This window comes from Streptococcus sp. FDAARGOS_520, assembly GCF_003812685.1.
Taxonomy (GTDB): Bacteria; Bacillota; Bacilli; order Lactobacillales; family Streptococcaceae; genus Streptococcus; species Streptococcus agalactiae.
Genome location: NZ_CP033810.1, coordinates 376881 through 401250 on the forward strand (window position 1 = coordinate 376881; position 24370 = coordinate 401250).

At 35.3% G+C, this 24370-nt stretch carries 25 protein-coding genes and 3 pseudogenes; 7 read left to right on the top strand and 21 right to left on the bottom strand.

Going from position 1 to position 24370, the window contains the following annotated elements; translation table 11 throughout:
• Positions 1 to 113: 113 nt before the first annotated feature.
• On the top strand, positions 114 to 989 hold the full coding sequence (gene tehB, locus EGX96_RS01950) for an SAM-dependent methyltransferase TehB (RefSeq protein ID WP_000248364.1): 876 nt from the start codon (positions 114 to 116) through the stop codon (positions 987 to 989).
• Positions 990 to 1146: 157 nt separating this feature from the next.
• Here the strand turns inward: tehB and EGX96_RS01955 are convergent, their stop codons facing one another.
• Positions 1147 to 1842: a YoaK family protein gene (locus tag EGX96_RS01955; protein ID WP_000039372.1), complete on the bottom strand. Its 696-nt coding sequence runs from the start codon at positions 1840 to 1842 to the stop codon at positions 1147 to 1149.
• Positions 1843 to 2177: 335 nt separating this feature from the next.
• On the opposite strand from EGX96_RS01955, the gene EGX96_RS01965 reads away from it, so the two are divergent.
• The 3 genes from EGX96_RS01965 (at position 2178) to EGX96_RS01975 (ending at position 5125) form a co-directional block, all read left to right on the top strand.
• Entirely contained in the window at positions 2178 to 3395 is a 1218-nt protein-coding gene (locus EGX96_RS01965; RefSeq protein ID WP_000556335.1) for a PTS sugar transporter subunit IIC, read from the top strand.
• The gene (locus tag EGX96_RS01970; RefSeq protein ID WP_000735436.1) at positions 3379 to 4221 is read left to right on the top strand and encodes an alpha/beta hydrolase; all 843 of its coding nucleotides are present in this window, start codon (positions 3379 to 3381) and stop codon (positions 4219 to 4221) included. Before EGX96_RS01965 ends, EGX96_RS01970 begins: the two co-directional genes overlap by 17 nt.
• A 76-nt stretch (positions 4222 to 4297) precedes the next feature.
• Entirely contained in the window at positions 4298 to 5125 is an 828-nt protein-coding gene (locus EGX96_RS01975; protein ID WP_000767484.1) for an exodeoxyribonuclease III, read from the top strand.
• Between the two features lie 39 nt (positions 5126 to 5164).
• On the opposite strand, the gene EGX96_RS01980 is transcribed toward EGX96_RS01975, so the two are convergent.
• The 5 genes and pseudogenes from EGX96_RS01980 to serC all read right to left on the bottom strand — a co-directional run bounded on the left by EGX96_RS01980 (position 5165) and on the right by serC (position 9005).
• The gene (locus tag EGX96_RS01980; protein ID WP_000287944.1) at positions 5165 to 5521 is read right to left on the bottom strand and encodes an arsenate reductase family protein; all 357 of its coding nucleotides are present in this window, start codon (positions 5519 to 5521) and stop codon (positions 5165 to 5167) included.
• A 1-nt stretch (position 5522) separates the two neighbouring features.
• Positions 5523 to 5999, bottom strand: a complete 477-nt coding sequence (locus EGX96_RS01985) for a methylated-DNA--[protein]-cysteine S-methyltransferase (RefSeq protein ID WP_000966772.1) — start codon at positions 5997 to 5999, stop codon at positions 5523 to 5525.
• A 54-nt stretch (positions 6000 to 6053) separates the two neighbouring features.
• Positions 6054 to 7234: pseudogene (locus EGX96_RS01990) on the bottom strand (phosphoglycerate dehydrogenase).
• 62 nt (positions 7235 to 7296) lie between these two features.
• Positions 7297 to 7845 carry an acetyltransferase gene (locus tag EGX96_RS01995; RefSeq protein ID WP_001167085.1) on the bottom strand — a complete coding sequence of 183 codons (549 nt, stop codon included), beginning with the start codon at positions 7843 to 7845 and terminating at the stop codon, positions 7297 to 7299.
• A 67-nt stretch (positions 7846 to 7912) separates the two neighbouring features.
• Positions 7913 to 9005, bottom strand: a pseudogene (gene serC, locus EGX96_RS02000) (3-phosphoserine/phosphohydroxythreonine transaminase).
• Between the two features lie 132 nt (positions 9006 to 9137).
• Between serC and EGX96_RS02005 the strand changes: the two are divergent.
• Complete coding sequence (locus EGX96_RS02005) at positions 9138 to 9773, top strand: copper homeostasis protein CutC (RefSeq protein ID WP_000603277.1); 636 nt, start codon at positions 9138 to 9140, stop codon at positions 9771 to 9773.
• A 269-nt stretch (positions 9774 to 10042) separates the two neighbouring features.
• On the opposite strand, the gene rsmI is transcribed toward EGX96_RS02005, so the two are convergent.
• From rsmI to tmk, 4 genes are read right to left on the bottom strand one after another with little or no spacing between them, the layout of a single operon-like run.
• Positions 10043 to 10912: a 16S rRNA (cytidine(1402)-2'-O)-methyltransferase gene (gene rsmI / locus EGX96_RS02020; RefSeq protein WP_000425856.1), complete on the bottom strand. Its 870-nt coding sequence runs from the start codon at positions 10910 to 10912 to the stop codon at positions 10043 to 10045.
• Positions 10912 to 11238, bottom strand: a complete 327-nt coding sequence (gene yabA, locus EGX96_RS02025; RefSeq protein ID WP_000358198.1) for a DNA replication initiation control protein YabA — start codon at positions 11236 to 11238, stop codon at positions 10912 to 10914. Before yabA ends, rsmI begins: the two co-directional genes overlap by 1 nt.
• 29 nt (positions 11239 to 11267) lie before the next feature.
• The gene (locus tag EGX96_RS02030; RefSeq protein WP_000364565.1) at positions 11268 to 12131 is read right to left on the bottom strand and encodes a DNA polymerase III subunit delta'; all 864 of its coding nucleotides are present in this window, start codon (positions 12129 to 12131) and stop codon (positions 11268 to 11270) included.
• Positions 12132 to 12150: 19 nt separating this feature from the next.
• On the bottom strand, positions 12151 to 12786 hold the full coding sequence (tmk, locus tag EGX96_RS02035; RefSeq protein WP_000715592.1) for a dTMP kinase: 636 nt from the start codon (positions 12784 to 12786) through the stop codon (positions 12151 to 12153).
• A gap of 208 nt (positions 12787 to 12994) precedes the next feature.
• Between tmk and EGX96_RS02040 the strand changes: the two are divergent.
• Positions 12995 to 14171, top strand: a pseudogene (locus tag EGX96_RS02040) (IS30-like element ISSag9 family transposase).
• 251 nt (positions 14172 to 14422) lie between these two features.
• On the opposite strand, the gene EGX96_RS02045 reads toward EGX96_RS02040, so the two are convergent.
• From EGX96_RS02045 to EGX96_RS02090, 10 genes are all read right to left on the bottom strand, one after another.
• The gene (locus EGX96_RS02045) at positions 14423 to 15082 is read right to left on the bottom strand and encodes a CBS domain-containing protein (protein ID WP_001144248.1); all 660 of its coding nucleotides are present in this window, start codon (positions 15080 to 15082) and stop codon (positions 14423 to 14425) included.
• 18 nt (positions 15083 to 15100) lie between these two features.
• The gene (locus EGX96_RS02050) at positions 15101 to 15811 is read right to left on the bottom strand and encodes an ABC transporter ATP-binding protein (protein ID WP_000178146.1); all 711 of its coding nucleotides are present in this window, start codon (positions 15809 to 15811) and stop codon (positions 15101 to 15103) included.
• Positions 15811 to 16575, bottom strand: a complete 765-nt coding sequence (locus EGX96_RS02055) for an ABC transporter ATP-binding protein (RefSeq protein ID WP_001185981.1) — start codon at positions 16573 to 16575, stop codon at positions 15811 to 15813. The genes EGX96_RS02050 and EGX96_RS02055 overlap by 1 nt, the downstream gene beginning before the upstream one ends.
• Entirely contained in the window at positions 16576 to 17529 is a 954-nt protein-coding gene (locus EGX96_RS02060) for a branched-chain amino acid ABC transporter permease (RefSeq protein WP_000662323.1), read from the bottom strand.
• A 2-nt stretch (positions 17530 to 17531) separates the two neighbouring features.
• Positions 17532 to 18401, bottom strand: a complete 870-nt coding sequence (locus EGX96_RS02065) for a branched-chain amino acid ABC transporter permease (RefSeq protein WP_000941400.1) — start codon at positions 18399 to 18401, stop codon at positions 17532 to 17534.
• Between the two features lie 105 nt (positions 18402 to 18506).
• On the bottom strand, positions 18507 to 19673 hold the full coding sequence (locus EGX96_RS02070) for an ABC transporter substrate-binding protein (RefSeq protein WP_000415515.1): 1167 nt from the start codon (positions 19671 to 19673) through the stop codon (positions 18507 to 18509).
• Positions 19674 to 19827: 154 nt separating this feature from the next.
• A complete protein-coding gene (locus EGX96_RS02075; RefSeq protein WP_001041186.1) occupies positions 19828 to 20073 on the bottom strand; it encodes a DUF2129 domain-containing protein in 246 nt (81 codons plus the stop codon).
• Between the two features lie 99 nt (positions 20074 to 20172).
• Complete coding sequence (locus tag EGX96_RS02080) at positions 20173 to 20763, bottom strand: ATP-dependent Clp protease proteolytic subunit (protein ID WP_000613483.1); 591 nt, start codon at positions 20761 to 20763, stop codon at positions 20173 to 20175.
• Between the two features lie 124 nt (positions 20764 to 20887).
• Positions 20888 to 21517, bottom strand: coding sequence for a uracil phosphoribosyltransferase (upp, locus tag EGX96_RS02085; RefSeq protein WP_000514490.1), 630 nt, complete (start codon positions 21515 to 21517; stop codon positions 20888 to 20890).
• Positions 21518 to 21626: 109 nt separating this feature from the next.
• Positions 21627 to 22796, bottom strand: a complete 1170-nt coding sequence (locus EGX96_RS02090; protein ID WP_000634087.1) for a MalY/PatB family protein — start codon at positions 22794 to 22796, stop codon at positions 21627 to 21629.
• A gap of 121 nt (positions 22797 to 22917) precedes the next feature.
• Between EGX96_RS02090 and EGX96_RS02095 the strand changes: the two genes are divergently transcribed.
• On the top strand, positions 22918 to 23721 hold the full coding sequence (locus EGX96_RS02095; RefSeq protein WP_123947962.1) for an IS5 family transposase: 804 nt from the start codon (positions 22918 to 22920) through the stop codon (positions 23719 to 23721).
• A gap of 69 nt (positions 23722 to 23790) precedes the next feature.
• Here EGX96_RS02095 and EGX96_RS02100 read toward each other — a convergent pair whose 3' ends face one another.
• Positions 23791 to 24339 (bottom strand): tRNA (cytidine(34)-2'-O)-methyltransferase, encoded by a 549-nt coding sequence (locus tag EGX96_RS02100; protein ID WP_001019793.1) that lies wholly within the window; start codon positions 24337 to 24339, stop codon positions 23791 to 23793.
• Between the last annotated feature and the right edge of the window lie 31 nt (positions 24340 to 24370).

The following is a 24370-nucleotide window of genomic DNA, read 5'->3' on the forward strand; positions in this document are numbered from 1 at the left end:
GGTGTTTTTTATCATGATACATTATAACATAAAATCTTTTTCAACTGGATATATCTCTGAATAATATATCTACTTTTGCTATAATAAAGGTATTAAAAATAGAGAGTTAATATATGGTTAATACAAAAACACTTCTCCCCTACAAAACTATGCCGGTTTGGACTGCACAGTCTATTCCAAAGGCATTTTTAGAAAAGCATAATACTAAGGAAGGCACCTGGGCAAAACTAACCATTCTAAGTGGTTCTTTAGTATTTTACCAGTTATCTCCTGATGGAGAGGAAATCTCGCGGCATATTTTTGATGCTAGTAGTGATATTCCTTTTGTTGATCCACAAGTCTGGCATAAAGTTTCGCCGAATAGTCCAGACTTAAGTTGCTATCTAACTTTTTACTGCCAAAAAGAAGATTACTTCCATAAAAAATATGGTCTCACGCGCACACATTCTGAGGTTATCGCCAGTGCACCTCTCTTATCTGAGAAGAGTAATATATTAGACCTTGGGTGTGGTCAAGGGCGAAACTCACTTTATTTATCGCTGCTGGGACATCAAGTGACTTCTGTCGATTCAAACGGACAGAGCCTTGTAGCTTTAGAAAATATGGCATTAGAAGAAGAGCTTCCTTACAATATAAAAAGGTATGATATTAATACTGCTGCTATTGAAGGGCACTATGATTTTATTTTATCAACTGTGGTATTTATGTTTTTAAATCCCGACTGCATTTCTGATATTATTTTACAAATGCAATCACATACTCAGATTGGAGGATACAATCTTATCGTTTCTGCTATGGATACCGCTGAAAATCCTTGCCCGCTTCCATTCCCTTTTACCTTCAAAGAAGGACAATTGAAATCTTATTACAATGACTGGGAAATCATCAAATATAATGAAAATTTAGGTGAATTGCACAGGGTGGATGAAAACGGTAATCGCTTAAAATTACAGTTTGCGACTTTATTAGCTCGAAAATTAAGATCATAAAAGTGAGTAGAAATCTACTCACTTTTATCTTTGGTTAGGTAATAAGTATATTCTAAACCCATACATAATTATCCTATAAAATATATAGAGATGATATTTCAAATCATTATTGTAACAATCAGCTTTAGTATAGCTCTTCAACATAAAACGCCATACATTAGGAGTGCCTTTCTACTTGTAGGTTATAAAATTCATGGCCTAACAGCAAGTTGACATATAAAAGAGGAATTAATATTAATGATAAGCTCCATTCGCCCAGTTTACTTGAAAAATAAGTCGAGCAAACAACACCAAAGATAAATCCTCCAATAATAATAATCGTATTTCTAGCAATTAAGAAAATATCAGAATTTTTTTCGTAAAGTCCCTTTGTTAATAAATAAGCAGCATTCTTGATATTACCAGTCATCATCATATTAGCATAAGGTGCTCCTCTGAGCGATTTAAAGGTATCTACTTGTATTGAAGCAAAGAAGGCTAGTCCTGCCACAGTAAACGACGATGGTAAGAAAGGAGTCAATATAATTGTTACTATAGCAACCTGTGTCAACGCAAAACTAGATAATAGGTACCAGTGCAGTTGATGTTTATTCGCCCAACGATTCATGAAATAAGTAAACGATTGACCTAACATGAAAACCATTATAGGTAGCAAAAAAGCAAGCGCTTGACTATAATGCTTATTACTAAGATGAATAGCAAAAGATAACAAATTCCCTGTTTGTACACCTGCAAAACGTTTTCCTTGTGTTACATAAGTAAAAGCATTGATATAACCTGAAATAAAACAGAGTGCAACCGCACACCTGAGCCCTTCATATATTTGATATTGACGGTGAGACTTTTTAGACATATTTTCCTCTAACTTTATGGCAAACAAAAATAAGACTGGGCAATCTTGCTCAGCACTTTTTTTCTAATAGATTGGTTTAAAATAGTATTAATATTAGCACTAGCTAGCCTAACAGTTCTAAATAAATTATTAAGCAATGATAAATGTAGTTTTAGTATATCATAACCTCAGCATTGAAGCAATCTCACTTTATGAAAGGATAAAGAAAATCTCATAAGTCATTTACCCTTAATTTGAAGTTTAATTAGTTACTTTTAATTTTACTACCAAAAAACTTGCACCATTCTTAACATTTGTTACAATAAATACAACCTATTAGGAGGTCAGTACAGATTATGCACAGCACTATTTATAAATGTCATCATTGCCGTTATCTAATTTATAAAAGTTTTAAAGATATCTTTCCTTTTGCTCTCATTTTTTCTTGGATTGAAATCCTTCAAAAACTCGTTATATCAGATGATTCTTTTTTAGCTCAAACAACAAAGTCCAGTATTTATAAAAACGAGTGGTTATATACGGTTTCCAATACTCTTTATGATTTATCTCATTTACTAATCTACTTTATGGCTAGTTATTTTGTGGCTAGTTTAGTATGGAGAGACTTATCTAACCAAACTAAAGAAAGTTTTTCTGCAAGTTTACTTGGCTTTGCCACTGTTTGGTTGCTTCTAACTTCAGTTGTTCCAGGTACAGATTATCACTATCCTAGCCAACCCATTTGGCTTATGCTGGCTTTGATTTCGTATCTTTTTATCTTTTTAACTCGACTGCTTCAAAATCGACATCATATTTTCCAGTATAGTATGTTAGCTATACTACTATTAATCTCTTCTATTTTGTCACATATCTTATATCGTTATCCTAATATTGATTTAGAATACCTTATACAAAATCACTTTTCTCAATGGCTGGGTGATGGGCCACATCAATTAATTCCTATTATGCTTTGGTCTATCTTAGCTATTTTTCTAACCTTATCAGGTCTTTTTGTACCAGATATTTTATTTCGTCCTTACTCCTATTTTTCAGTAGTTAGCGAAAATTTAAATGCTGCCTTGAGCCAACATACAGATAAAATCCCTTATCTGTATACCTTTTATACTGTTAAAAATAGCTTTGCTATGTTTGGCGGTATTGGAATCCTATTATCCTTATTTTTAGCAGTTTTATATGAAAGTAGAAAACTACAATCGAAGAATTACTATAAATTGACATTACTGACCTTAACTCCTCTTATTTTTGATCAAAATTTACCATTTTTAGTAGGTCTACCTGTCATTTTACAACCAATATTATTCATTCCGATGGTATTAACAACTATCTTTGCAGAGGCTTTTGGAGCTCTTATGCTCTACCTAAAATTTGTCGACCCTGCAGTTTATACTGTCCCAAGTGGTACACCTAGTCTACTATTTGGCTTTCTTGCTTCAAATGGGGATTGGCGTTACCTTCCAGTCACTGCAATTATTCTAGTTGTTGGCTTCTTTATTTATCGTCCGTTTGTCAAAATCGCTTTCGCTAAGGAGGAGCAATATGAAAAAATTACTTAGATGGCTTCCTCCTGTACTTTTCATTATTATCCTTATAGGAATGACTATCTTAGGTAAGTCCTATATCAATAAAGTAACAGCTCACAAAATAAAACTCTATAACTCTCGAATGACTCCTACTATTTTAATTCCAGGATCCAGTGCTACTCAAGAACGATTTAACAGCATGTTAGCACAGCTCAACCAAATGGGAGAAAAACATAGCGTTTTAAAGTTAACTGTCAAAAAAGACAATAGCATTATCTACAATGGACAAATTAGCGGCAATGACCACAAACCCTACATTGTCATTGGATTTGAAAATAATGAAGATGGTTATAGTAACATCAAAAAACAAACAAAATGGCTACAGATTGCTATGAATGATCTTCAGAAGAAATATAAATTTAAACGTTTTAACGCTATCGGTCATTCAAATGGTGGCTTATCATGGACTATTTTCCTAGAAGATTATTACGACTCTGATGAATTTGATATGAAATCATTGTTAACAATGGGAACACCTTTTAACTTTGAAGAAAGTAACACCTCAAATCATACTCAAATGCTTAAAGATTTAATCAGTAATAAAGGAAATATTCCATCAAGTCTCATGGTATACAATTTGGCAGGAACTAATTCATATGATGGTGATAAAATTGTTCCATTTGCTAGTGTGGAGACTGGTAAATATATTTTCCAAGAAACCGCTAAACACTATACCCAACTAACAGTAACTGGTAATAATGCTACACATTCTGACTTGCCTGATAATCCTGAAGTTATCCAATATGTCGCAGAAAAAATTCTTAAAAATGAGAAAGGTAAATTACCAAAACCTCACTAAAGCTGTAAAATAGCAACGCCTCTGGTATTTTGATATAATATATTGCGAATTAAACTAAATAAAAAAGGATATTATTATGAAACTCATTTCATGGAATATTGATTCCCTCAATGCGGCATTAACAAGTGAATCAACACGTGCTTTAATGTCACGCCAAGTTATTGATACTTTAGTTGCTGAAGATGCCGACATCATTGCGATTCAAGAAACTAAACTGTCTGCCAAAGGACCTACTAAAAAACATTTGGAAGTACTTGAAACTTACTTCCCAGAATATGATTTGGTTTGGCGATCATCAGTCGAACCTGCTCGTAAGGGCTATGCTGGTACAATGTTCTTATATCGTAAAGGGTTAAATCCTATTGTTAGCTTCCCTGAAATCGATGCTCCTACTACAATGGATAATGAAGGTCGCATTATTACTCTCGAATTGGAAAACTGCTATATCACACAGGTCTATACTCCAAATGCAGGTGATGGCCTAAAGCGCTTAGCTGACCGTCAAATATGGGATATTAAATATGCTGAGTATTTAGCAACATTGGATAGTCAAAAACCTGTTCTAGCAACAGGTGACTATAACGTAGCCCACAAGGAAATAGACCTAGCTAATCCTAGCAGTAATCGTCGTTCTGCTGGATTCACAGCTGAAGAGCGCCAAGGCTTTACAAATCTACTAGCCAAAGGTTTTACAGATACTTTTCGTTACCTTCATGGCGATGTTCCAAATGTTTATAGCTGGTGGGCACAACGAAGTCGTACATCCAAAATCAACAATACAGGGTGGAGAATTGATTATTGGCTAACAAGTAACCGTGTCGCAGATAAAATTACCAAGTCAGAAATGATTCATTCTGGTGATCGTCAAGATCATACACCAATTATTTTGGAGATTGAACTATAAACCAAAAAAAGATGATTGAGTTATAACTCAATCATCTTTTTATACTAAGTTGAGGTCTTTATACTTAGTACGGTAGCCAATCTGAAGAATTTTATTATCTTTAACTAGCAATGGACGCTTAATAAGCATTCCATCCGATGCCAATAAGTCCAAAGCTTGGTCAAGAGTTAAATCATCAAATTTATCTTTTAAGCCTAATTCTCTGTAAGAATTTCCTGAAGTATTGAAAAACTTTTTAAGGTCATAAGGCGAATTCTCTAACAATTCTTTTAATAACGAAACTTTGGGAGGATTGCTTTTTATATCAATCGCTTCAAAAGTCAAGCCGAGTTCAGTTAACTCTTTTTTTGCTGAACGACAAGTGGTACATTTGGGGTATTCATAAAACGTATACATATTATTTCTCCTTTTCGTATTCTAATAACCAAGATTTTCTTTCTAAGCCACCAGCATAACCAGTTAATTGACCATATCTTCCTAAAACACGGTGACAAGGTATAATTAGAGAAATAGGATTTTTACCTATTGCTCCTCCAACAGCCTGTGCAGATTGACAATTTAGCTCTTTCGCTAATTCTCCATAAGTTTTGGTATCTCCAAAAGGGATTTTCTGTAATTCCTGCCATACTCTCGTCTGAAATGCTGTCCCTCTCAATGATAATGGAATACTAGGTAAATTTTGCTGTGAAAAATAAGCATCTAACCACTTCTTACCAAGTAAAGTATAGGAATTTGACATATTAACAATTTCCTCTTGGTTGACTGCTAGCATATCATATTTTTGCCCAACAAAATAAAGCCCTGATAAACCTAGATTGTCTGCTAGAAGGCGAATTTCTCCAAGAGGGGACTGATAGAATTCTTGATATAACATATGATAAGCATAACTTAAAAAGCCATGAAAAGCAATTCATGACTTTTTAGTTCTTTATTGTTGTTTTGCAATTAAACGTACACGGACGATATTCTCATCACCTTCAAATTCTTCAATTAAAGTAGAAATCTTGTTATTATCCGTTTCATCTAAATCTATTAGTGTGTAGGCGTAGTCACCCTTTGAACGGTTAATAATGTTATCAATATTTATACCTAACTCTGATACAGCAGTTGAAATTTTAGCCACAATGTTAGGAACATTCTTGTTAATTAAAGTAATACGAAATGGTGCGGTTTGAATTTGATGTACATTGGGGAAATTAACTGAATTAGTGATTTCTCCTGTCTCCATAAAACAACGAATGGTTTGACTTGCCATAATAGCACAATTTAGCTCTGCCTCATCTGTTGATCCGCCTACATGAGGAAAGACTGTAATTCCTTTTTGGTTTAATAATTCTTTGTCTCCAAAATCAGTAATATAGCGCTTGACAACACCAGTTTCTATCGCTTCAAATAGCTCTTGGTTATTGACTAATTCTGCACGAGCAAAGTTGATAATCGTAGTTCTTTTTTCATGATTGAAAAAGCTTTCGCATCAAAAGTATGCTTAGTTTCATTTGTTAAGGGAACATGAATTGTGATATAGTCACAAGTTTCAAAAATATCCTTAATCTCTTTAACCCTTTGAACATGGCTTGAAATATTCCAAGCTGTTTCAATTGAAACATAGGGATCATAACCAAGAACTGTCATTCCTAAGCGTCTAGCATCATTCGCAATTCTAGCTCCAATGGCACCAAGGCCGATAACTCCCAATTTTTTTCCTGCAATTTCATTACCAGCAAAAGCTTTCTTTCCTGCTTCAATTTGTTTGGGAATATCTGTTCCAGTTAGAGTATTAACCCATCGGTTAGCTCCTAAATAATCACGAGCTGAAAGTAATAAGGCAGCAATGACCGCTTCTTTTACAGCATTAGCATTTGCACCTGGGGTATTAAACACGACTATTCCCTGTGCACTTGCCTCTTCAATAGGAATATTATTTGTTCCTGCACCCGCCCTAGCAATAGCTTTGAGGTTACTTGGGAAATCCTGATTATGCAAATTTTGACTACGAATAATATAGGCATCAGGATTTTCTGACATATCCCCATCAATCTGGAAACGATTCCCTAACTCTTGTAAACCAATTTGATTAATATTATTAAATGTTTTGACACTAAAAACCATTCTTTTTCACTAAGGTTATCTCTTTAGTCATCATTGACCAAAATAACCCCTTTCTTTTTTTCTTACATGGGATTTCTTTCATCAATCTCACGATAGATGCTCGTTTCTCCCTTTTCTTTTATCTTCTGATAAGCCAATCGTACCCCATCTAGAGGTACTTTACCACAATATTGATAGCCTAATTTATTTAGAATATGCTGCATAGTGACATTTTTTTCATGAGTATCGCAACGAAAATCAGGTCCTTTATGACCTTCAATTAACCCTTGAAGGAATGTCTGTGCTAGTCCTCTACCACGAAATTGATTTGAGATCGCAATACGATGAAATGTAAGATAGCGATGGTTATCATGGAGCCATTTTCCCTCATAAATAGCATCATAAACCTCTTCATGACCATCAATGACAGCCGCATAAGTCGCTAGCATCCCATCTTCAATACCAACCCAAGCATAACCGTTCAAGATATCATCAATAATATCGTTACGATTAGGGTATCCATCTTCTTTTTGCCATTGATCACTTCCTGTTTTAGCAATTTCGGCACGCGCTTCCTCAATAAGAAGCATAATTTGGTCAATTTCATTTGGAAAAGCTAATCTGATTTGCATTATATTACCCACTTTTATATATTATAGACTATAATAACGGTTTAATTTTCTTTCGTGATAACATTTACTATGTATTTTCTGCTTCAAATGTTTTCATAAAATCAATTAATTCGATGACACCTTGTTTAGGAAAGGCATTATAAAGGCTAGCTCTCATACCACCTACCGAACGATGTCCTTTAATATTTTTAAATCCACGTTCTGTCGCTTCCTTTACAAATTTTTAATCTAAATCTTTATTAATAGTTATGAAAGGAATGTTACATAGAGAACGACTCTTTTTATCTCTGACAGGATTACTATAAAATTCTGAGGAATCAATATAATCATAGAGAAGTCCTGATTTTTCACGATTAGCTTTTTCCATAGCATCAACACCACCTAGACTTTTCACCCATTCAAAGACTAATTTAGCAATGTAAATACTGTAAGCAGGCGGCGTATTATAAAGAGAACCAGCATCTGACTGAATCTTATAATCCAACATTGATGATAAAGTTGGTTCCTCATTAATCATATCTTCACGGATAATAACTACCGTTACACCAGCAGGTCCAATATTTTTTTGAGCTCCTGCATAAATCATTGCAAAATCTTCTACTTTATATTTTACAGCTAATATATTAGAAGACATATCCGCAATAACAGGCACTTCATTAGTTTTAGGAATATCATAAAGCGATGTTCCTTCAATGGTATTATTTGTTGTCACATGAACATAGGCAGCTTTAGGATCAATCTCTTTTTCATCAAACTCTGGAATATAATCATAAACTGATTCTTCTGATGAAGCTAATAGAATTGGTTCAAAAGGAATTGTTTTTGATAGTTTTACAGCCTCTGTATAAGCTTTTTTCCCCCCACGAACCAGCAACATGATAGTAAGCTTTACGCCCTCTGGCAATATTCAAGGGAATCATACTAAACTGTAAGGATGCACCACCTTGTAAAAAGATTACTTTATAATTATCCGGAATTCCCATCAAATCTCTTAAGTAACGCTCAGCACCTTTGATAATATCATCAAACTCTTTGGAGCGGTGCGATACCTCCAAAACACTCATACTAGACCCTTGATAATTAAGGAGTTCAGATTGGGCTTTTACAAGCACTGGTTTTGGTAAGACTGCAGGACCTGCAGAAAAATTATAAATTGTCATATAACACCTCCATATAATTGTGTAAGATTATAGCACAGTATTTTGAATATTGTAAAGATTTTTTTGATTAATTTTGCTTTTTATTCGTGATATAATGGTAAAGGCGAACAATCAAGTTTAAAGGAGTAATTTATGATTTTGAGGGAATTTTGTGCAGAGAATTTAACAGACTTAACCAGATTAGATAAAGCTATTATTTCACGTGTCGAGCTTTGTGATAACCTTGCTGTCGGAGGCACTACTCCTAGCTACGGTGTTATCAAAGAAGCTAATCAATATTTACATGAAAAAGGTATTAGTGTCGCTGTTATGATTCGTCCCCGTGGAGGAAATTTTGTATACAATGATTTAGAATTACGTATTATGGAAGAGGATATCCTACGTGCTGTTGAGTTAGAATCAGATGCTCTTGTTTTGGGAATATTAACTTCAAATAATCATATTGATACTGAAGCCATTGAACAACTTCTACCTGCTACCCAAGGTTTGCCACTTGTTTTTCATATGGCATTTGATGTTATCCCGAAATCTGACCAAAAAAAATCAATAGATCAATTAGTTGCTTTAGGCTTTACAAGGATTCTCCTACATGGTTCATCTAATGGCGAACCAATTATAGAAAATATCAAACATATCAAAGCATTAGTTGAATATGCTAATAATCGTATTGAAATTATGGTTGGCGGCGGTGTGACTGCTGAAAACTATCAATATATTTGCCAAGAAACTGGGGTTAAACAAGCCCATGGTACTAGAATAACTCAATAAAAAATTCGAAACAGGGCTATAAGTTTCTTTAGTATATTTACTACTAAGTTCTCTCATGTTTTCTAAAACCTGAAAGAACCGGAATAAGAGCATACCATCTTTTATAACCTACTCTCAGAAATAAAATCCAATTTGCAATGGTATTCAAAAGAGCTGAAATTAAAAATTTTAAGGAAATTGGAAGTATCTTACTTCTTTATTCCAATAGCTAAATCGGAGATTATAAAAGGTTGCCAAATTTTTCTTTGGCAACCTTTTTATATTATTACTTATAAATCATGGAAACTAGCATAGAGTTCTTGTCTATTGAGATTAAATTCTTTTGCTACTTTTTTTATCGCTTGATTAGTTTTATCACCATTAGCGATATATTCTTTTACTAATACTAGTGGATCTTGTTGGCTACTGTCTTTCACTCGCTCGGTATCTCTCTTACCATCAACAATAATTAAGCATTCACCTTTGAGAGGGACCTTTTCAATATGCTCTAAAAGTTGACTAATGGTTCCTCTTTGATACTCTTCATAGAGTTTCGTCAATTCGCGTACTAAAACAACTTGGCGATCTCCGTAAATCTCTTTCATGTGTTTTAGCGTATCAGAGACTCGAAACGGTGACTCATAAAAGATTTGTGTTTCAGGGTAATCTTGCTTTGTTTCAAAGAAAGTTATTTGTTGACCTTTCTTACGTGGTAAGAAGCCATAAAAAATATGAGGTTGTGGAGCTAAACCTGAAGCGATGAGAGCAGTAATACCAGCGCTAGCTCCTGGTATAGATACAACTGGGATATCCCCTTCAATAGCAGCCTTGACAAGGTCATGTCCTGGGTCAGAAATAGAGGGCATTCCTGCATCAGATACTTGGGCTAAAGATTTCCCTTCTTTTAACAAATCAATTAACCCAGAGATTTTATCGTAAGCATTGTGTTCGTGAAAACTAATTTGTTTAGTAGTAATATCAAAGTGCTTGAGTAAAAGTCCCGTATTTCGTGTATCCTCTGCACAAATAAAATCAACTTCTCTTAAAATCCTAATGGCACGAAAAGTCATATCATCTAGATTACCAATTGGAGTTGGGACTAGATAGAGTGTTCCGTAATGTATATTTGATTTAAAACTTTTTTGAACTTGCATTTCCATCAATCTCTATATAATAATTCAATACAAAAAGCACATTCTTCGTCATTTTCACGACGTTGACCATAGAAAGTATTACAAATGTGAAAGCCATCATTGTAAATGCCTTCGAGTAATTCTCTTCCTTGTTTAGAATTTTTAACTGCAGTTTCTGTTTCTGCTTCAATAACGCTCAGACGCTCACGAAGTTTACCATTTTCAATGCGTAGAACAGTATTCTCCTCCAATAATTTTTGGATTTGTTTTTTCATAGTCTCAATTTCAGACAACCCAACTAATAAATTTTGTGAAAAATCATCAAAGGCATCAAACAAGTCTTTTTTATCCATTCACTCTTCCTCTCTGCGCGTATTATTTTCTAAGAAAGCACCATATACTCTAAACTATTTTGAAAACTAACATTGCTCTTCCACATTTGCTGAGCTCTATAAGTATTTTCTAAATCATAAAGTTGGCCTTCTTTAGCCAGCATTATTGTCAGCCATTGAAAAACAAATGCCTGATCATTTTTATCTACAACTTGCGATGTCAAGCGAGATACTTCTAAATAAGCAGTTTGCCTATCTTTTGCCAAAGTCGTCACAAACTGTTGACTTAAATTCAAGTAATCTAATAACTTTTTGTTAGTCAACAATATTTCTAAATGTTTAGGATCGTCTGCTACTTGAGCTAATAAGCTAGCTTGTGATTTTAGCAATCCTGCTTGTTCAGCTTGATGAACCAACATGTCCAATTGTTTTGGAAAACGAAAAATTTGCGTTCTACTCTTAATTGTTGGCAAAACATTGTTTTCATCATTAGTCAATAAGATGACATAAGATGAACTTTGAGGTTCTTCAATAAATTTCAAAAGACTGTTGGCTGCATTGACATGCATTTTTTCGCAATCTTTGATGATAAAGACCTGTGATTTCCCTTCGAAACCTGATCTTGAAAAATCTTTAGTCAGCTCTTTTATAGTCTCTGTCTTAATAAGTTGCCCCTGTGGTTCTATGATTTTAACATCTGAAAATTCCCCATTAGCGATTAAACGACAGGCTCTACACTCTTGACATGGTAAACCACTCTGGCGCTTTTCACAGAACTGACTTTGTGCTAAATAAAGTGCCATATCTAGACTTGCAAAATTTCCCGAAAAAAGATAGGCATGACTCATCCTATCTGACTGTAAAATAGTATTAAACTTTTCCAGCAATTTGGGTTGTGTTCGCTTTAAATCCATGACCTTTGTACTTCCTGATTCATTGGTTGATACGATCTAAAATAATAGAGAATGTCTCAGCTATTACTTCATCTAGCTGTTGGGAGGCATCAATCGTCACAATGCGGTTTGGCTCCGAATCCGCCAATTCAAGGTAACCTTGACGGACGCGTTGATGCATATCTAATTGCTCGAGATCTAGACGATTTACCTCCCTTTGAACACTTTTTTGAATACGCTCTAAACCTACTTCAGAAGGAACATCAAAATATAAAGTTAAATCAGGTTTATGACTATCAGTCGCATAGTCATTAAGCCATTTTATATGTGACTTATCTAATCCTCTTCCTGATCCCTGATAGGCAACAGAACTATCAATAAAACGATCCATTAGGACTATTTTCCCTTCTTCTAGAGCTGGGAGTACCTTTTCCACTAGATGTTGGCGTCGAGCAGCCATGTAAAGCAATAGCTCTGTTTTTTTATCCATTTGCGTGTGTTTAACATCTAAAATAATATGACGAATTTCTTCTGAAATAGTTACGCCACCAGGCTCTCTGGTGGTGAGAATATCTTGTGATAATTTTTCTCTGAGCAAGGGTAAAACAGCTTCTAAAACGGTTGTTTTACCCGCACCATCTGGGCCCTCAAAAGAAATCATTAGTCCTTTTTTCATGGTACATCCTTTATTTATAATTACTACTATTCTATCAAAATTTATCAAAAAAAGACACCCACAACTTGATTGTGCATGTCTGATATTTTTAAGAGTAATTTCTCAAAGTAAGTTCCGTCTGCCCTCCAAAACCGGAAGTTAGTGTGAAAAGGATTTTTATGGTGGAATTAAGTCTGAGACGTTTGGGTTAGAAATGAGTTTATCCATCATGACAAAACACAAACACCTAACTCTCTTAGACCGTAATGACATCCAATCTGGTTTGGATAGAGGAGAAACCTTTAAAGCCATCGGGCTTAATCTACTGAAACACCCTACTACTATCGCAAAAGAAGTCAAACGAAATAAGCAACTAAGAGAATCAACCAAAGACTGCCTAGACTGTCCGCTACTAAGAAAAGCTCCCTATGTTTGTAATGGGTGTCCAAAGAGGAGGATCAACTGTGGTTACAAGAAGACCTTCTATCTTGCTAAGCAAGCTCAAAGAAACTATGAAAACTTTTAGTTGAATCTAGAGAAGGAATCCCTTTGAACAAAGAGACCTTCTGGAAAATAGATAGAGTGCTTTCTAATGGGGTCAAGAAGGGCCAACGTATCTATCATATCCTCAAAACCAACGATCTAGAAGTGAGTTCTTCAACCGTTTATCGACACATCAAGAAAGGCTACCTATCCATCACACCAATCGACCTACCCAGAGCTGTGAAGTTCAAAAAAGGCGAAAGAGCACACTCCCTCCTATTCCAAAAGCGATTAAAGAAGGGCGACGGTACGAGGATTTTATAGAACACATGAACCAATCAGAGCTGAACTCCTGGCTTGAAATGGACACGGTTATTGGACGGATTGGTGGAAAGGTCCTTCTCACCTTCAATGTCGCCTTCTGTAACTTCATCTTTGCCAAACTGATGGATTCTAAGACAGCTATCGAAACTGCTAAACACATACAGGTCATTAAGAGGACACTCTATGATAACAAGAGAGACTTCTTCGAACTCTTTCCTGTTATCCTAACGGATAATGGTGGGGAATTCGCTAGAGTGGATGATATTGAGATAGATGTTTGTGGACAGTCTCAACTCTTCTTTTGTGACCCTAATCGGTCTGACCAGAAAGCAAGAATCGAGAAGAATCATACCCTCGTGAGAGACATACTGCCTAAGGGGACTTCCTTCGACAACTTGACTCAAGAGGACATTAATCTGGCACTATCTCATATCAACAGCGTTAAGAGACAGGCTCTAAATGGTAAAACGGCTTATGAGCTATTCTCTTTTACTTACGGAAAAGACATCGCAAGTATACTCGGTATTGAGGAAATTACTGCGGAAGACGTCTGCCAATCTCCCAAACTATTAAAAGACAAATCTAACCTAATCAACTAACTGATACAACCTAAACGTCTCACACTAACTTCAACCATAGCGGAACTTAATCTGAAACGCTTTCAGATGAGGATGTTTTCTTGTACCCTTTTTTTGCGATTTTTAACTCTGAAAACCTATGAAATCAAGTATTATAAAAACCAACGGAACTTAGTCTGAGACGGATTTTCGTTGGTTTTTATTGGTTTTTATCAGACTAAATTCCATTTCTACTAGAGGTGGAACTTACTTTGAGAATTTAGCTGATATTTTTAAGAAAGTGGTTTTTTCATGGTCTTTTCTAAAGTTTCCACAATAACATCATCAAATACTAGTTCTTGTTTTAAAACATCCTTGTCAGCGTATCCTTCTAGTTGTATCTCGACCGCTTTCTTACCTGCTTTTCGTTCAATAATGACTAAACGTTTAACACTTAAATTTGCACTAGAAAGACGATTTAGGACTTTTGATAGTACCCCTATCCCCTCATCAGCTAATATAACCAAGCGATAACTTTCTTGACCATACCCCGCAATTTCAAGGAAGGCTTTAAAAACATCCCTATCCGTGACAATCCCATAAAGTTGTCCATTATCAACTACTGGTAAAACACCGATCTTTCGAGACATCATCAAATAAATAGCGTCCTCAAGGCTAGCATACTGTGAAACAGTCACAATATCTTTAATCATAATATCTCGAATTTTTGTCTTATTAAGAAGATAGTTCATCTCATATATAGAAAGACTGGTTGCTTTAGAAGGTTGTGCTTCTGCCATTGTCCCTTCTGTCACTAACCCCACTAGCTGATCATTTTCAACAACTGGCAAACGCCTTAAGTGGTGTTCTCTCAATAAATCAGCAGCTTCTGCAACTGTAGTATCTGGAGAGACATAAACTAATTTTTTTGTCATAAAATCTTTCACTGGCATACCTGACTCCTCTAAATATTATCCACCTAAGTAAGCTTTACGAACTTGATCTGAAACTAGTAATTCCTTACCTGTCCCTGATAAAACAACCTTCCCAGTCTCTAGAACATATGCTTTATCAGCAATCGTCAGAGCTTTATTTGCATTTTGTTCAACTAAAAGAACTGTAGTCCCTTGTTTTTTGATGTCTTCAATGATATTAAAAATTTCTTGAATAAAAATTGGAGCTAGGCCCATTGACGGTTCATCTAAAAGTAATAATTTAGGACGACTCATCAATGCACGCCCCATAGCGAGCATTTGCTGCTCACCACCTGATAAGGTTGCTGCATCTTGGTTTTTACGTTCTTCTAAGCGAGGAAAACGATCAAACACTTTTTTTAACATTTTTTGATTTTGTTCACGATCCTTTTGAAGAAAGGCTCCCATTTCTAAATTTTCCATAACAGACAAACTTGAGAAAACGTGGCGCCCTTCTGGAACCTGAGCTAAACCATTGCCAACAATTTTTCTAGCTGCTAACTTATGTATAGGTTTCCCCATAAAAGAAATAGAACCCTGACTTGGTCTTACTAAACCAGAAATTGTCCTCAAAATTGATGTCTTTCCTGCACCATTGGCTCCAATTAAGGTTACAACCTCACCTTGGTTAACTTCAAACGAGACATCATTCACCGCTTGAATAACACCATAGTGAATAGATAGATTTTCTACTTTCAACATGGTCATTATAGCTCACCCCCCAAGTATGCTTCTATAACACGTTTATTATTTTTAATTTCTTCAGGTGTCCCGTGAGCAATCAGACGACCATATTCCAATACATAAATTCTCTCTGTTACTTGCATAACCAAGTTCATATCATGTTCAATCAGCATAATAGTAATATCAAAATCACTCTTTATTTGACTAATTAACTGCGTCAATTCTGCAGTTTCTTGAGGATTCATTCCTGCCGCGGGCTCATCCAAAAACAATATTTTTGGTTCTGTTGCTAAAGCACGAACAATTTCTAAACGCCGTTGTTTTCCATAAGGGAGGTTCTTAGCAAGAGCATCTTGATATGCTTTCAAACCAAAAATCTCTAATAGCTCCAGTGCCTTTTTCCTTAAGGCTTTTTCACTATGATAGTATTTGGGTAATCGTAAAAAACTAGCAATAGGATGTGATAAGTGATGATTACTGAGTCCTACTAGTACATTGTCTAAAACAGTCATATTTTTAAAAAGTCGGATATTTTGAAAAGTTCTACCTAAACCTAAAGAAGCTATTTTAGCTGGTTTCCTCCCATTTAATATCTTACCATCAATTGATATTGTCCCTTTACTAGGAAGGTATACTCCTGTTAAGAGATTAAAAAGCGTTGTCTTACCCGCACCGTTGGGGCCGATTAAGCCAATTAATTCACCTTTATGTAATTTCATCGAAACATCACCTACAGCAGTTAGGCCACCGAAATGTTTACTTAAATTTTTTACTTCAAGAAGTGCCATCTAATTGCCTCCCTTACTCGTCTTACGAAATAGATGAGATAGAGTTAACTCTTTCGTTCCTAATAAACCGCTAGGTCTAAAAATCATAATTAAAATCAGGGCTAAAGCATAGATAATCATTCGAACAGAAGCGTAGTCTTGTAGTAACATATTCAATAATCCTAATAAAATTGCTGCTAAAACTGTCCCTGTCATTGAACCTAAACCACCTAAAACAACAATAATTAAAACATTGACAGACATCATAAATGAAAAGTCTTTTGGCATAACAGTTCCAACGTAGCCAGCCTGTAAACTACCAGCGATAGAAGCTAAAATAGCTCCAAAAACAAAAACAATTACTTTCACTTTTGTTGTATCCACACCCATAGACTCTGCTGCAATTTCATCTTCTCGTATAGCAATTGTATTACGCCCTAAGGGACTACGCAAAAAATTCATTGCAAGGATAAGGCTCACAACTGCCACCCCATAAACTAAAGACCAGGTTGTAAAAGGCGGAATCCCCATGATACCCGCAGCACCATTCGTAATATCACCTCCATTAACCAACAAAATACGGATAATCTCAGCAACACCTAAAGTAGCTATAGCTAAATAATCACCTTTTAGTCTCAAAGTAGGAATTCCTACACCTAAGGCAATACCTCCTGCAACAAGAGTTCCAACAAGTATAGCTATCAAAAAACCTACATAAGTTGGCATTTTAACGCCGATAATAGCAACTGCATAAGCGCCAATAGCCATGAAACCTGCATGTCCTAGTGAAAACTGTCCCGAACAACCTACAATTAGGTTCAAACCAACTGCTAAAATAACATTAATCCCAATTGTTTCAATAATTTGAATATGATAGAGGTTAAATATACCCATAGATATTAGCACGCTAATCAAGAGATAATCTAACACTACTATAGCTAACCAAGATAAAATTGATTTCATATTTTCTTTCATGCCTAGACCTTCTCCTTAATATTTTTTCCAAGAATTCCTGCTGGACGGATCAAGAAAATGAGAATTAAAATAGCATAAACGATACCATCTCGAAAATCTGACACACCAAGTGCAGTCGCTAAAGTTTCTAAAATGCCAATAACAAAACCACCGATAGCCGCTCCCGGAATGATACCAATACCACCTAAGACAGCTGCAACAAATGCTTTCAACCCTGGAGTTACCCCCATAAGAGGTTGAACAGAATTATAATAAAGCCCAATCAGTACTCCACCTGCTCCAGCTAAAGCAGACCCCAGCGCAAATGTAAAACTAATGGTACGGTTAACATTAATTCCCATCAATTGTGCGGCATCGCTATCCACTGATAAAGCTCTCATAGCTTTCCCCATTTTAGTTTTTTGAACGATGAACTGTAAAGTAAGCATTAGTAATAGCGCAATACCTAAAATGATGAGCTGAACATTGGTTATAGTTATCGGTCCTAAATTATATTTAACAGTATGAATGGCTTGCGGAAATGCCCTAGTATCCGCTCCAACAAGGTATACCATCCCGTACTCCAAAAGAAAAGAAACACCAATAGCTGTAATTAACGCGGCAATTCTAGTTGATTTTCTCAGTGGACGATAAGCTAAATATTCAATTACAACACCTAGGAAAGCAGACCCCAGCATTGCAATTAATAAAGCTAGGAAAAAATTAAGATGAAGATGATTAATCAAATAATAGCCCATGAAAGCGCCCATCATATAGATGTCCCCATGAGCAAAATTAATCAGCTTAATAATGCCATATACCATAGTATATCCTAAGGCAAGTAAAGCATATATGGATCCTAAGATAAGTCCATTAACGAGCTGTTGAAGCATATTATAACCATACTTTCTATTATATATTATTGTCGAATTATTCTGAAAAATTACTTTTTAAAAAAGGGGAGCTGAAAATTAAACTCCCATTTTTCTAGAGAATACTTATTTTGCTGAAATAATGTTAACGCTACTTGTTTTTCCATCCTCTAATTTGACAACGTAAGCTGATTTAACAACATTGTGATTTTTATCAATAGACATTTTCCCTGTCACACCTTTAAAATCTTTCAGCTTAGCTAAAGCTTTTTTAATATCAATTGAAGTTTTAGCTCCTTTAGCAGATTTAGCTGCCATATACACAGCGTCGTATGATAAAGCCGAGAACATGGATGGTTCTTCACCATATGCCTTAACGTAATGATCATGGAAAGCTTTAGCTTTGGTTGATCCTTGTGTAGTGAAACCTGTCAAATAATAAACGTTTGAAGCTCCTACAGGTGTTGCCGATTGCACAAATTTCGGACTATCAAAACCATCAGGCCCAAGAACCGGTTTAGAGATACCTAAATCACGCGCTTGCTTAACTATTAATCCTGTCTCGGTATAGTAACCTGGCATCACAATAGCATCATATTCTTTCCCTTTCAACTTAGTCAATGACGCTTGGAAATCAGTATCACCAGCGGAGAATGTCATACTATCAACAATTTTTCCACTATAACTTTCCTTAAATGATTTTGCTACCCCCTTTGAGTAATCTGATGAATTATCATAAAATAGAACAACTTTTTTAGCTTTAAGGTTGTCTGTAGCATACTGAGACAATAGCTTTCCTTGATAATTATCGACAAAAGTAGCTCGGAAGAAATACTGATTTAAGGTTTTTCCATCAGAACCATAGACTAAATTGTCTTGTGTCGCAGCAGGTGCAATCATTGGAACTGCTGCTGCATTTACTTTTGGAGTTGAAGATGCAGCTGCACCCGATGTTGCTGGTCCGATAATGACATTAGCTCCTTTGGTAACCAAGTTTGTGGCAACCGTTGCTGCCTCTGCATTTTCTGATTTATTATCCTGTGATAGGACTTTTAACTTCTTGCCGCCAACCCCTCCAGCAGCATTAATTTCTTTTACTGCTAAGTCAGCTCCATTCTTCATTGAATTTCCATACGAAGAAACGTTTCCTGATAATTCCCAGTTATACCCTACCTTAATATCTTTCCCTATTTTTGTTCCTGTCGAAGATGCTCCTCCTCCGACATTTCCACATGCTGCTAAAAGAACTGTACTAGCTAAAACAAGCGCTCCTAAACTAAGTCTCTTTTCCATATTTTTCTCCTTTTTTGAAAATGGTAACTAAAATAATACAGAATTATCAGAATATTGTCAATAGTTTTTAAATTGTTTTTTTGAAAATTATAGAAACTAAATAAAAAAGAAGGACATCTGAACTCCTTCTTTCTAATAACTACTAGTAAATATCTTAACGATATAAGTTTCCAACAAAATCCTGATCAATATCATCAATTGCTGATAACCGAACATCCTTAACAAATTTTAAATGTTTTATCTCTTTACTAACGCTAACAATATCCTCTTTATTAACATAAATGACTAGATATCTTAATCTACGAGAATGATAATGAACATCTCCGTATTTATATAATTTACGAGCGTCACGATTATAGTAAAGATAAACGCTCATTCCTAAACGCTCTTGTTTATTCAATAATTTTTTCCTTTCTGCGTCATATCTGTAATTACTAAGATTATAACATAATTCCAACAAATAAAAAAAGAGTTGGTAAACTCAACTCTTTTAAATCTATTATTGTAAATTATTATTTTCCATAATAGCATCAATAAAGCCATAATCAAGTGTTTCTTGAGCACTCATCCAACGATCACGCTCTGCATCATCATGGACTTTTTCAATAGATTGACCAGAATTATCAGCTAAGATTTTTTCTAAAGTATGACGCGTTTTTAAAAGATGCTCAGCAGCGATAGCCATATCAGATTGCTGTGTACCTCCGCCTGTTCCGCCCATTGGTTGGTGGATCATATATTCTGCATTCGGTAACATAAAACGTTTTCCTTTAGCACCACTTGAAGCAATAATGGTTCCCATCGAAGCAGCCATCCCCATAACAATCGTCTGTACGTCCGATTTAATGAAGTTCATGGTGTCCACAATAGCAAGTCCAGCCGATACTGAACCACCTGGTGTATTGACATAAAGGTAAATATCCTTTGTATTATCTTGTGCATCGAGAAACAATAACTGTGCAATGATACTATTGGCCATATTATCCTCAACTTGGCCTGTCAACATAATAATACGATCTTTTAAAAGACGTGAGTAAATATCATAAGAACGTTCACCACGACTTGTTTGTTCAATAACTACTGGAATCATATCTTTCTCCATTTCTTTTTATCACTGTCACTATTATAATCATTTGGTCAACAAAGGTCAAATAATAACTTTTTTAAGAAAAGGCTTTCTGAGTTCTTCAGAAAAGCCTTATTCATCTCAAATCTTATTTTGTACCAAATAAGCGATCCCCAGCATCTCCGAGTCCAGGAACAATGTAGCCATGTTCGTTGAGTTTTTCATCCAAAGCAGCGGTATAAATATCTACATCTGGATGTGCTTCTTGAAGTGCTGCCACTCCTTCTGGAGCTGCTACTAAACAAACGAATTTGATACTAGCTGCGCCACGTTTTTTTAGAGAATCTACTGCTAAAATAGCAGACCCACCTGTAGCAAGCATTGGATCAACTACAAAAATCTGACGTTGATCAATATCTTCAGGTAACTTAACTAAATATTCGACTGGTTGGAAAGTCTCTTCATCACGATACATACCGATATGACCAACTTTAGCAGCTGGCACAAGGCTTAAGAAACCATCAACCATACCAATACCTGCACGTAAAATTGGAACAATTGCTAACTTTTTCCCAGCTAATTGTTTTTGTACAGTTGTCGCTACTGGTGTTTGGATTTCAACATCTTCTAAAGGCAAATCACGAGACACTTCATAGCCCATTAACATCGCAATCTCATCAACTAACTCACGAAAATCTTTAGTAGATGTTGTAGTGCGACGTAAGATTGACAGTTTATGTTGAATAAGTGGATGTGAAATGACTTGAAATTTTCCCATTATAATGACCGCTTTCTATTTAATTTTGAGCATTAAAAACATTCTAATGCTTGTTTACATTCAAAGTATTATAACATAAAAACCCTTTCCATGCGACTTTTTTTATAGTCTAGTCATTTTTTCTAAAGTTTGTCACTAATCGCAAAACTGCCTCCTCAATAACAGACCTAGGAGCTGCGACATTGATTCTAGCATGTTTTTTCCCTTCTTTTCCAAAAGTTAAACCATCATTTAATATTAATTTGGCATCATATCGAAGTTTTTCTTGAATTTCTAAATGCGTTAAATTATAAGCAGAAAAATCTAACCAAACAAGATAAGTTCCCTCTGGTTTCATCACTTTGATATGAGTTTTTTGCGTTAATTGCTCATAAAGGTATTCTATTGATCCTTCTAACTCCATTTTTAGGGCCTTTAACCATTGTTTCTCTTTTGTAAAGGCAACTTCTGTAGCTAATAACCCCAATGAAGAAATTTCTTGTTGATTGTTAGCTATTTGCCTCTTCTTAAAATCCGAGCGTAACTTTTCATTTTCAATTATTGCAAAACTATTTTTAGTCCCTGCAATATTAAACGTTTTAGTTGCACTAGATAAAATAACACTCAATTCTTTAAAACTAGAATCAACAGTATTAAAGCTATGGTGTACATTATCAAATAATACCAAATCTTGATGTATTTCGTCAGAAACGAGGATAACATTATATCGTTTACAGATATCTCCTATTTTTTGAATTTCTCCTTTTGTCCAGACACGCCCACCGGGATTGTGTGGACTACAAAAAATATAAAGCTTTACATTATTTTCAATGATATCTTTTTCTAATTGTTTAAAGTCAATCTCAAAATACTGATTATTATTAAGTAAACTATTTGAAACTAAATGACGATTATTGTATTTTATAGTTCTAGCAAAGGGCGGATAGACTGGGGTATTAATTAGAACAGCATCTCCCTCCTTTGTGAAGGCTTGTATAGCAACTGAAATCGCTGGTACAACCCCATCAATTAATAATAATGATTTTTTATCAAATTGATAACCATGTTCTTGCACTTCCCAATTAGAGATAGCTTGGTATAAACTGTCTTTAGGACTATCATAGCCAAAAACCATTTGGTGTGAAAAATCTTCAATAGCCTCCGACATTTCTGGAAAGATAGGAAAATCCATATCCGCAATCCAAAGGGGAAGGATTTCTTGGTCTTTTTGAACCGCCTTCCATTTTATGGTATTACTTGAAAAACGTTCTGGTAAACTTGTGAAATCATATGTAATCATAATTACTCCTGACTATTCTACAGCTAAAAATATCCCTTGTCGCCTTGGTGACTATTTTACCATTTGTTTTTGATACTATATACTAGACTTCCTGCGAAACAAAATATGGTACAATAGTTCTATGAATTATGAAGCAAGCAAACAATTAACTGATGTACGATTTAAGCGCCTTGTTGGTGTTCAGCGCACTACTTTTGAAGAGATGTTAGCTGTGTTAAAAACAGCTTATCAACGTAAACACGCAAAAGGTGGCCGAACCCCTAAGTTAAGCTTAGAAGATCTCCTCATGGCTACTCTTCAATACATGCGAGAATACCGCACTTATGAACAAATTGCGGCTGATTTTGGCATTCACGAAAGCAACTTAATCCGTCGAAGTCAATGGGTTGAATCAACTCTTATTCAAAGTGGTTTTACGATTTCAAAAACTCATCTTAGTGCTGAGGATACGGTGATTGTGGATGCAACAGAGGTAAAATCAATCGTCCTAAAAAATCAACTAGCGAATTATTCTGGTAAAAAGAAATGTCATGCTATGAAGGCTCAGGCGATTGTCACAAGCCAAGGGAGAATTGTTTCTTTGGATATTGCAGTGAACTATTGCCACGATATGAAGTTGTTCAAAATGAGTCGCAGAAACATCGGACAAGCTGCTAAAATCTTGGCAGACAGTGGTTATCAAGGGATCATGAAGATGTATTCACAAGCGCAAACTCCGAGGAAATCAAGCAAACTTAAGCCACTAACTCTTGAAGATAAAACCTATAACCATACGCTATCCAAAGAGAGAATCAAGGTTGAGAATATTTTTGCCAAAGTAAAAACGTTTAAAATATTTTCAACAACCTATCGAAATCGACGCAAACGGTTTGGATTACGAATGAATTTGATTGCTGGAATGATCAACCGTGAACTAGGATTTTAGTTTCGCAGGAAGTCTACTAATTAACATTCTAAAGATAAAAGTGACCATTTTAAACGATCACTTTCTTTATTATTTTAATTTATCATTTTCATAAGTATGGCTTAATTCTAAATTAGGAAAGCTTTGCTGCCTAAGGGCTTCATAAACAATCATACAAACAGTGTTTGAAACATTCAAGCTACGCACATGCTCATCGTTCATGGGAATTCGTAAGGCCTTTTCGGCATGCTCGCGCATAAAAGTTTCTGGCAATCCTTTATCTTCACGACCAAACATAAAATAATGGTCTTGATCATCATTGTAATTTTCATCTGAGTAAACCTTGTCAGCAAATTTGCTAATTAGGTGAACTTTCCCTCGACATGACAACATAAATTCTTCCAAACCATCATAGAAACTAACATCTAGCTTATCCCAGTAATCCAGTCCCGCTCGTTTCATTTTTTTATCATCAATAGGAAATCCCATCGGTCGTATGATGTGCAAAGGAGCATTTGTTGCCGCACAAGTTCTAGCAATATTACCAGTATTTGCTGGAATCTGTGGTTCAAATAAAACAATATGATTTCGTCCGCTATCGGAACGATGATTTTTCTGCGTTAGTGTTTCAATATTCATCTCATCATCACTTTCTAGAACTCATTCTGAC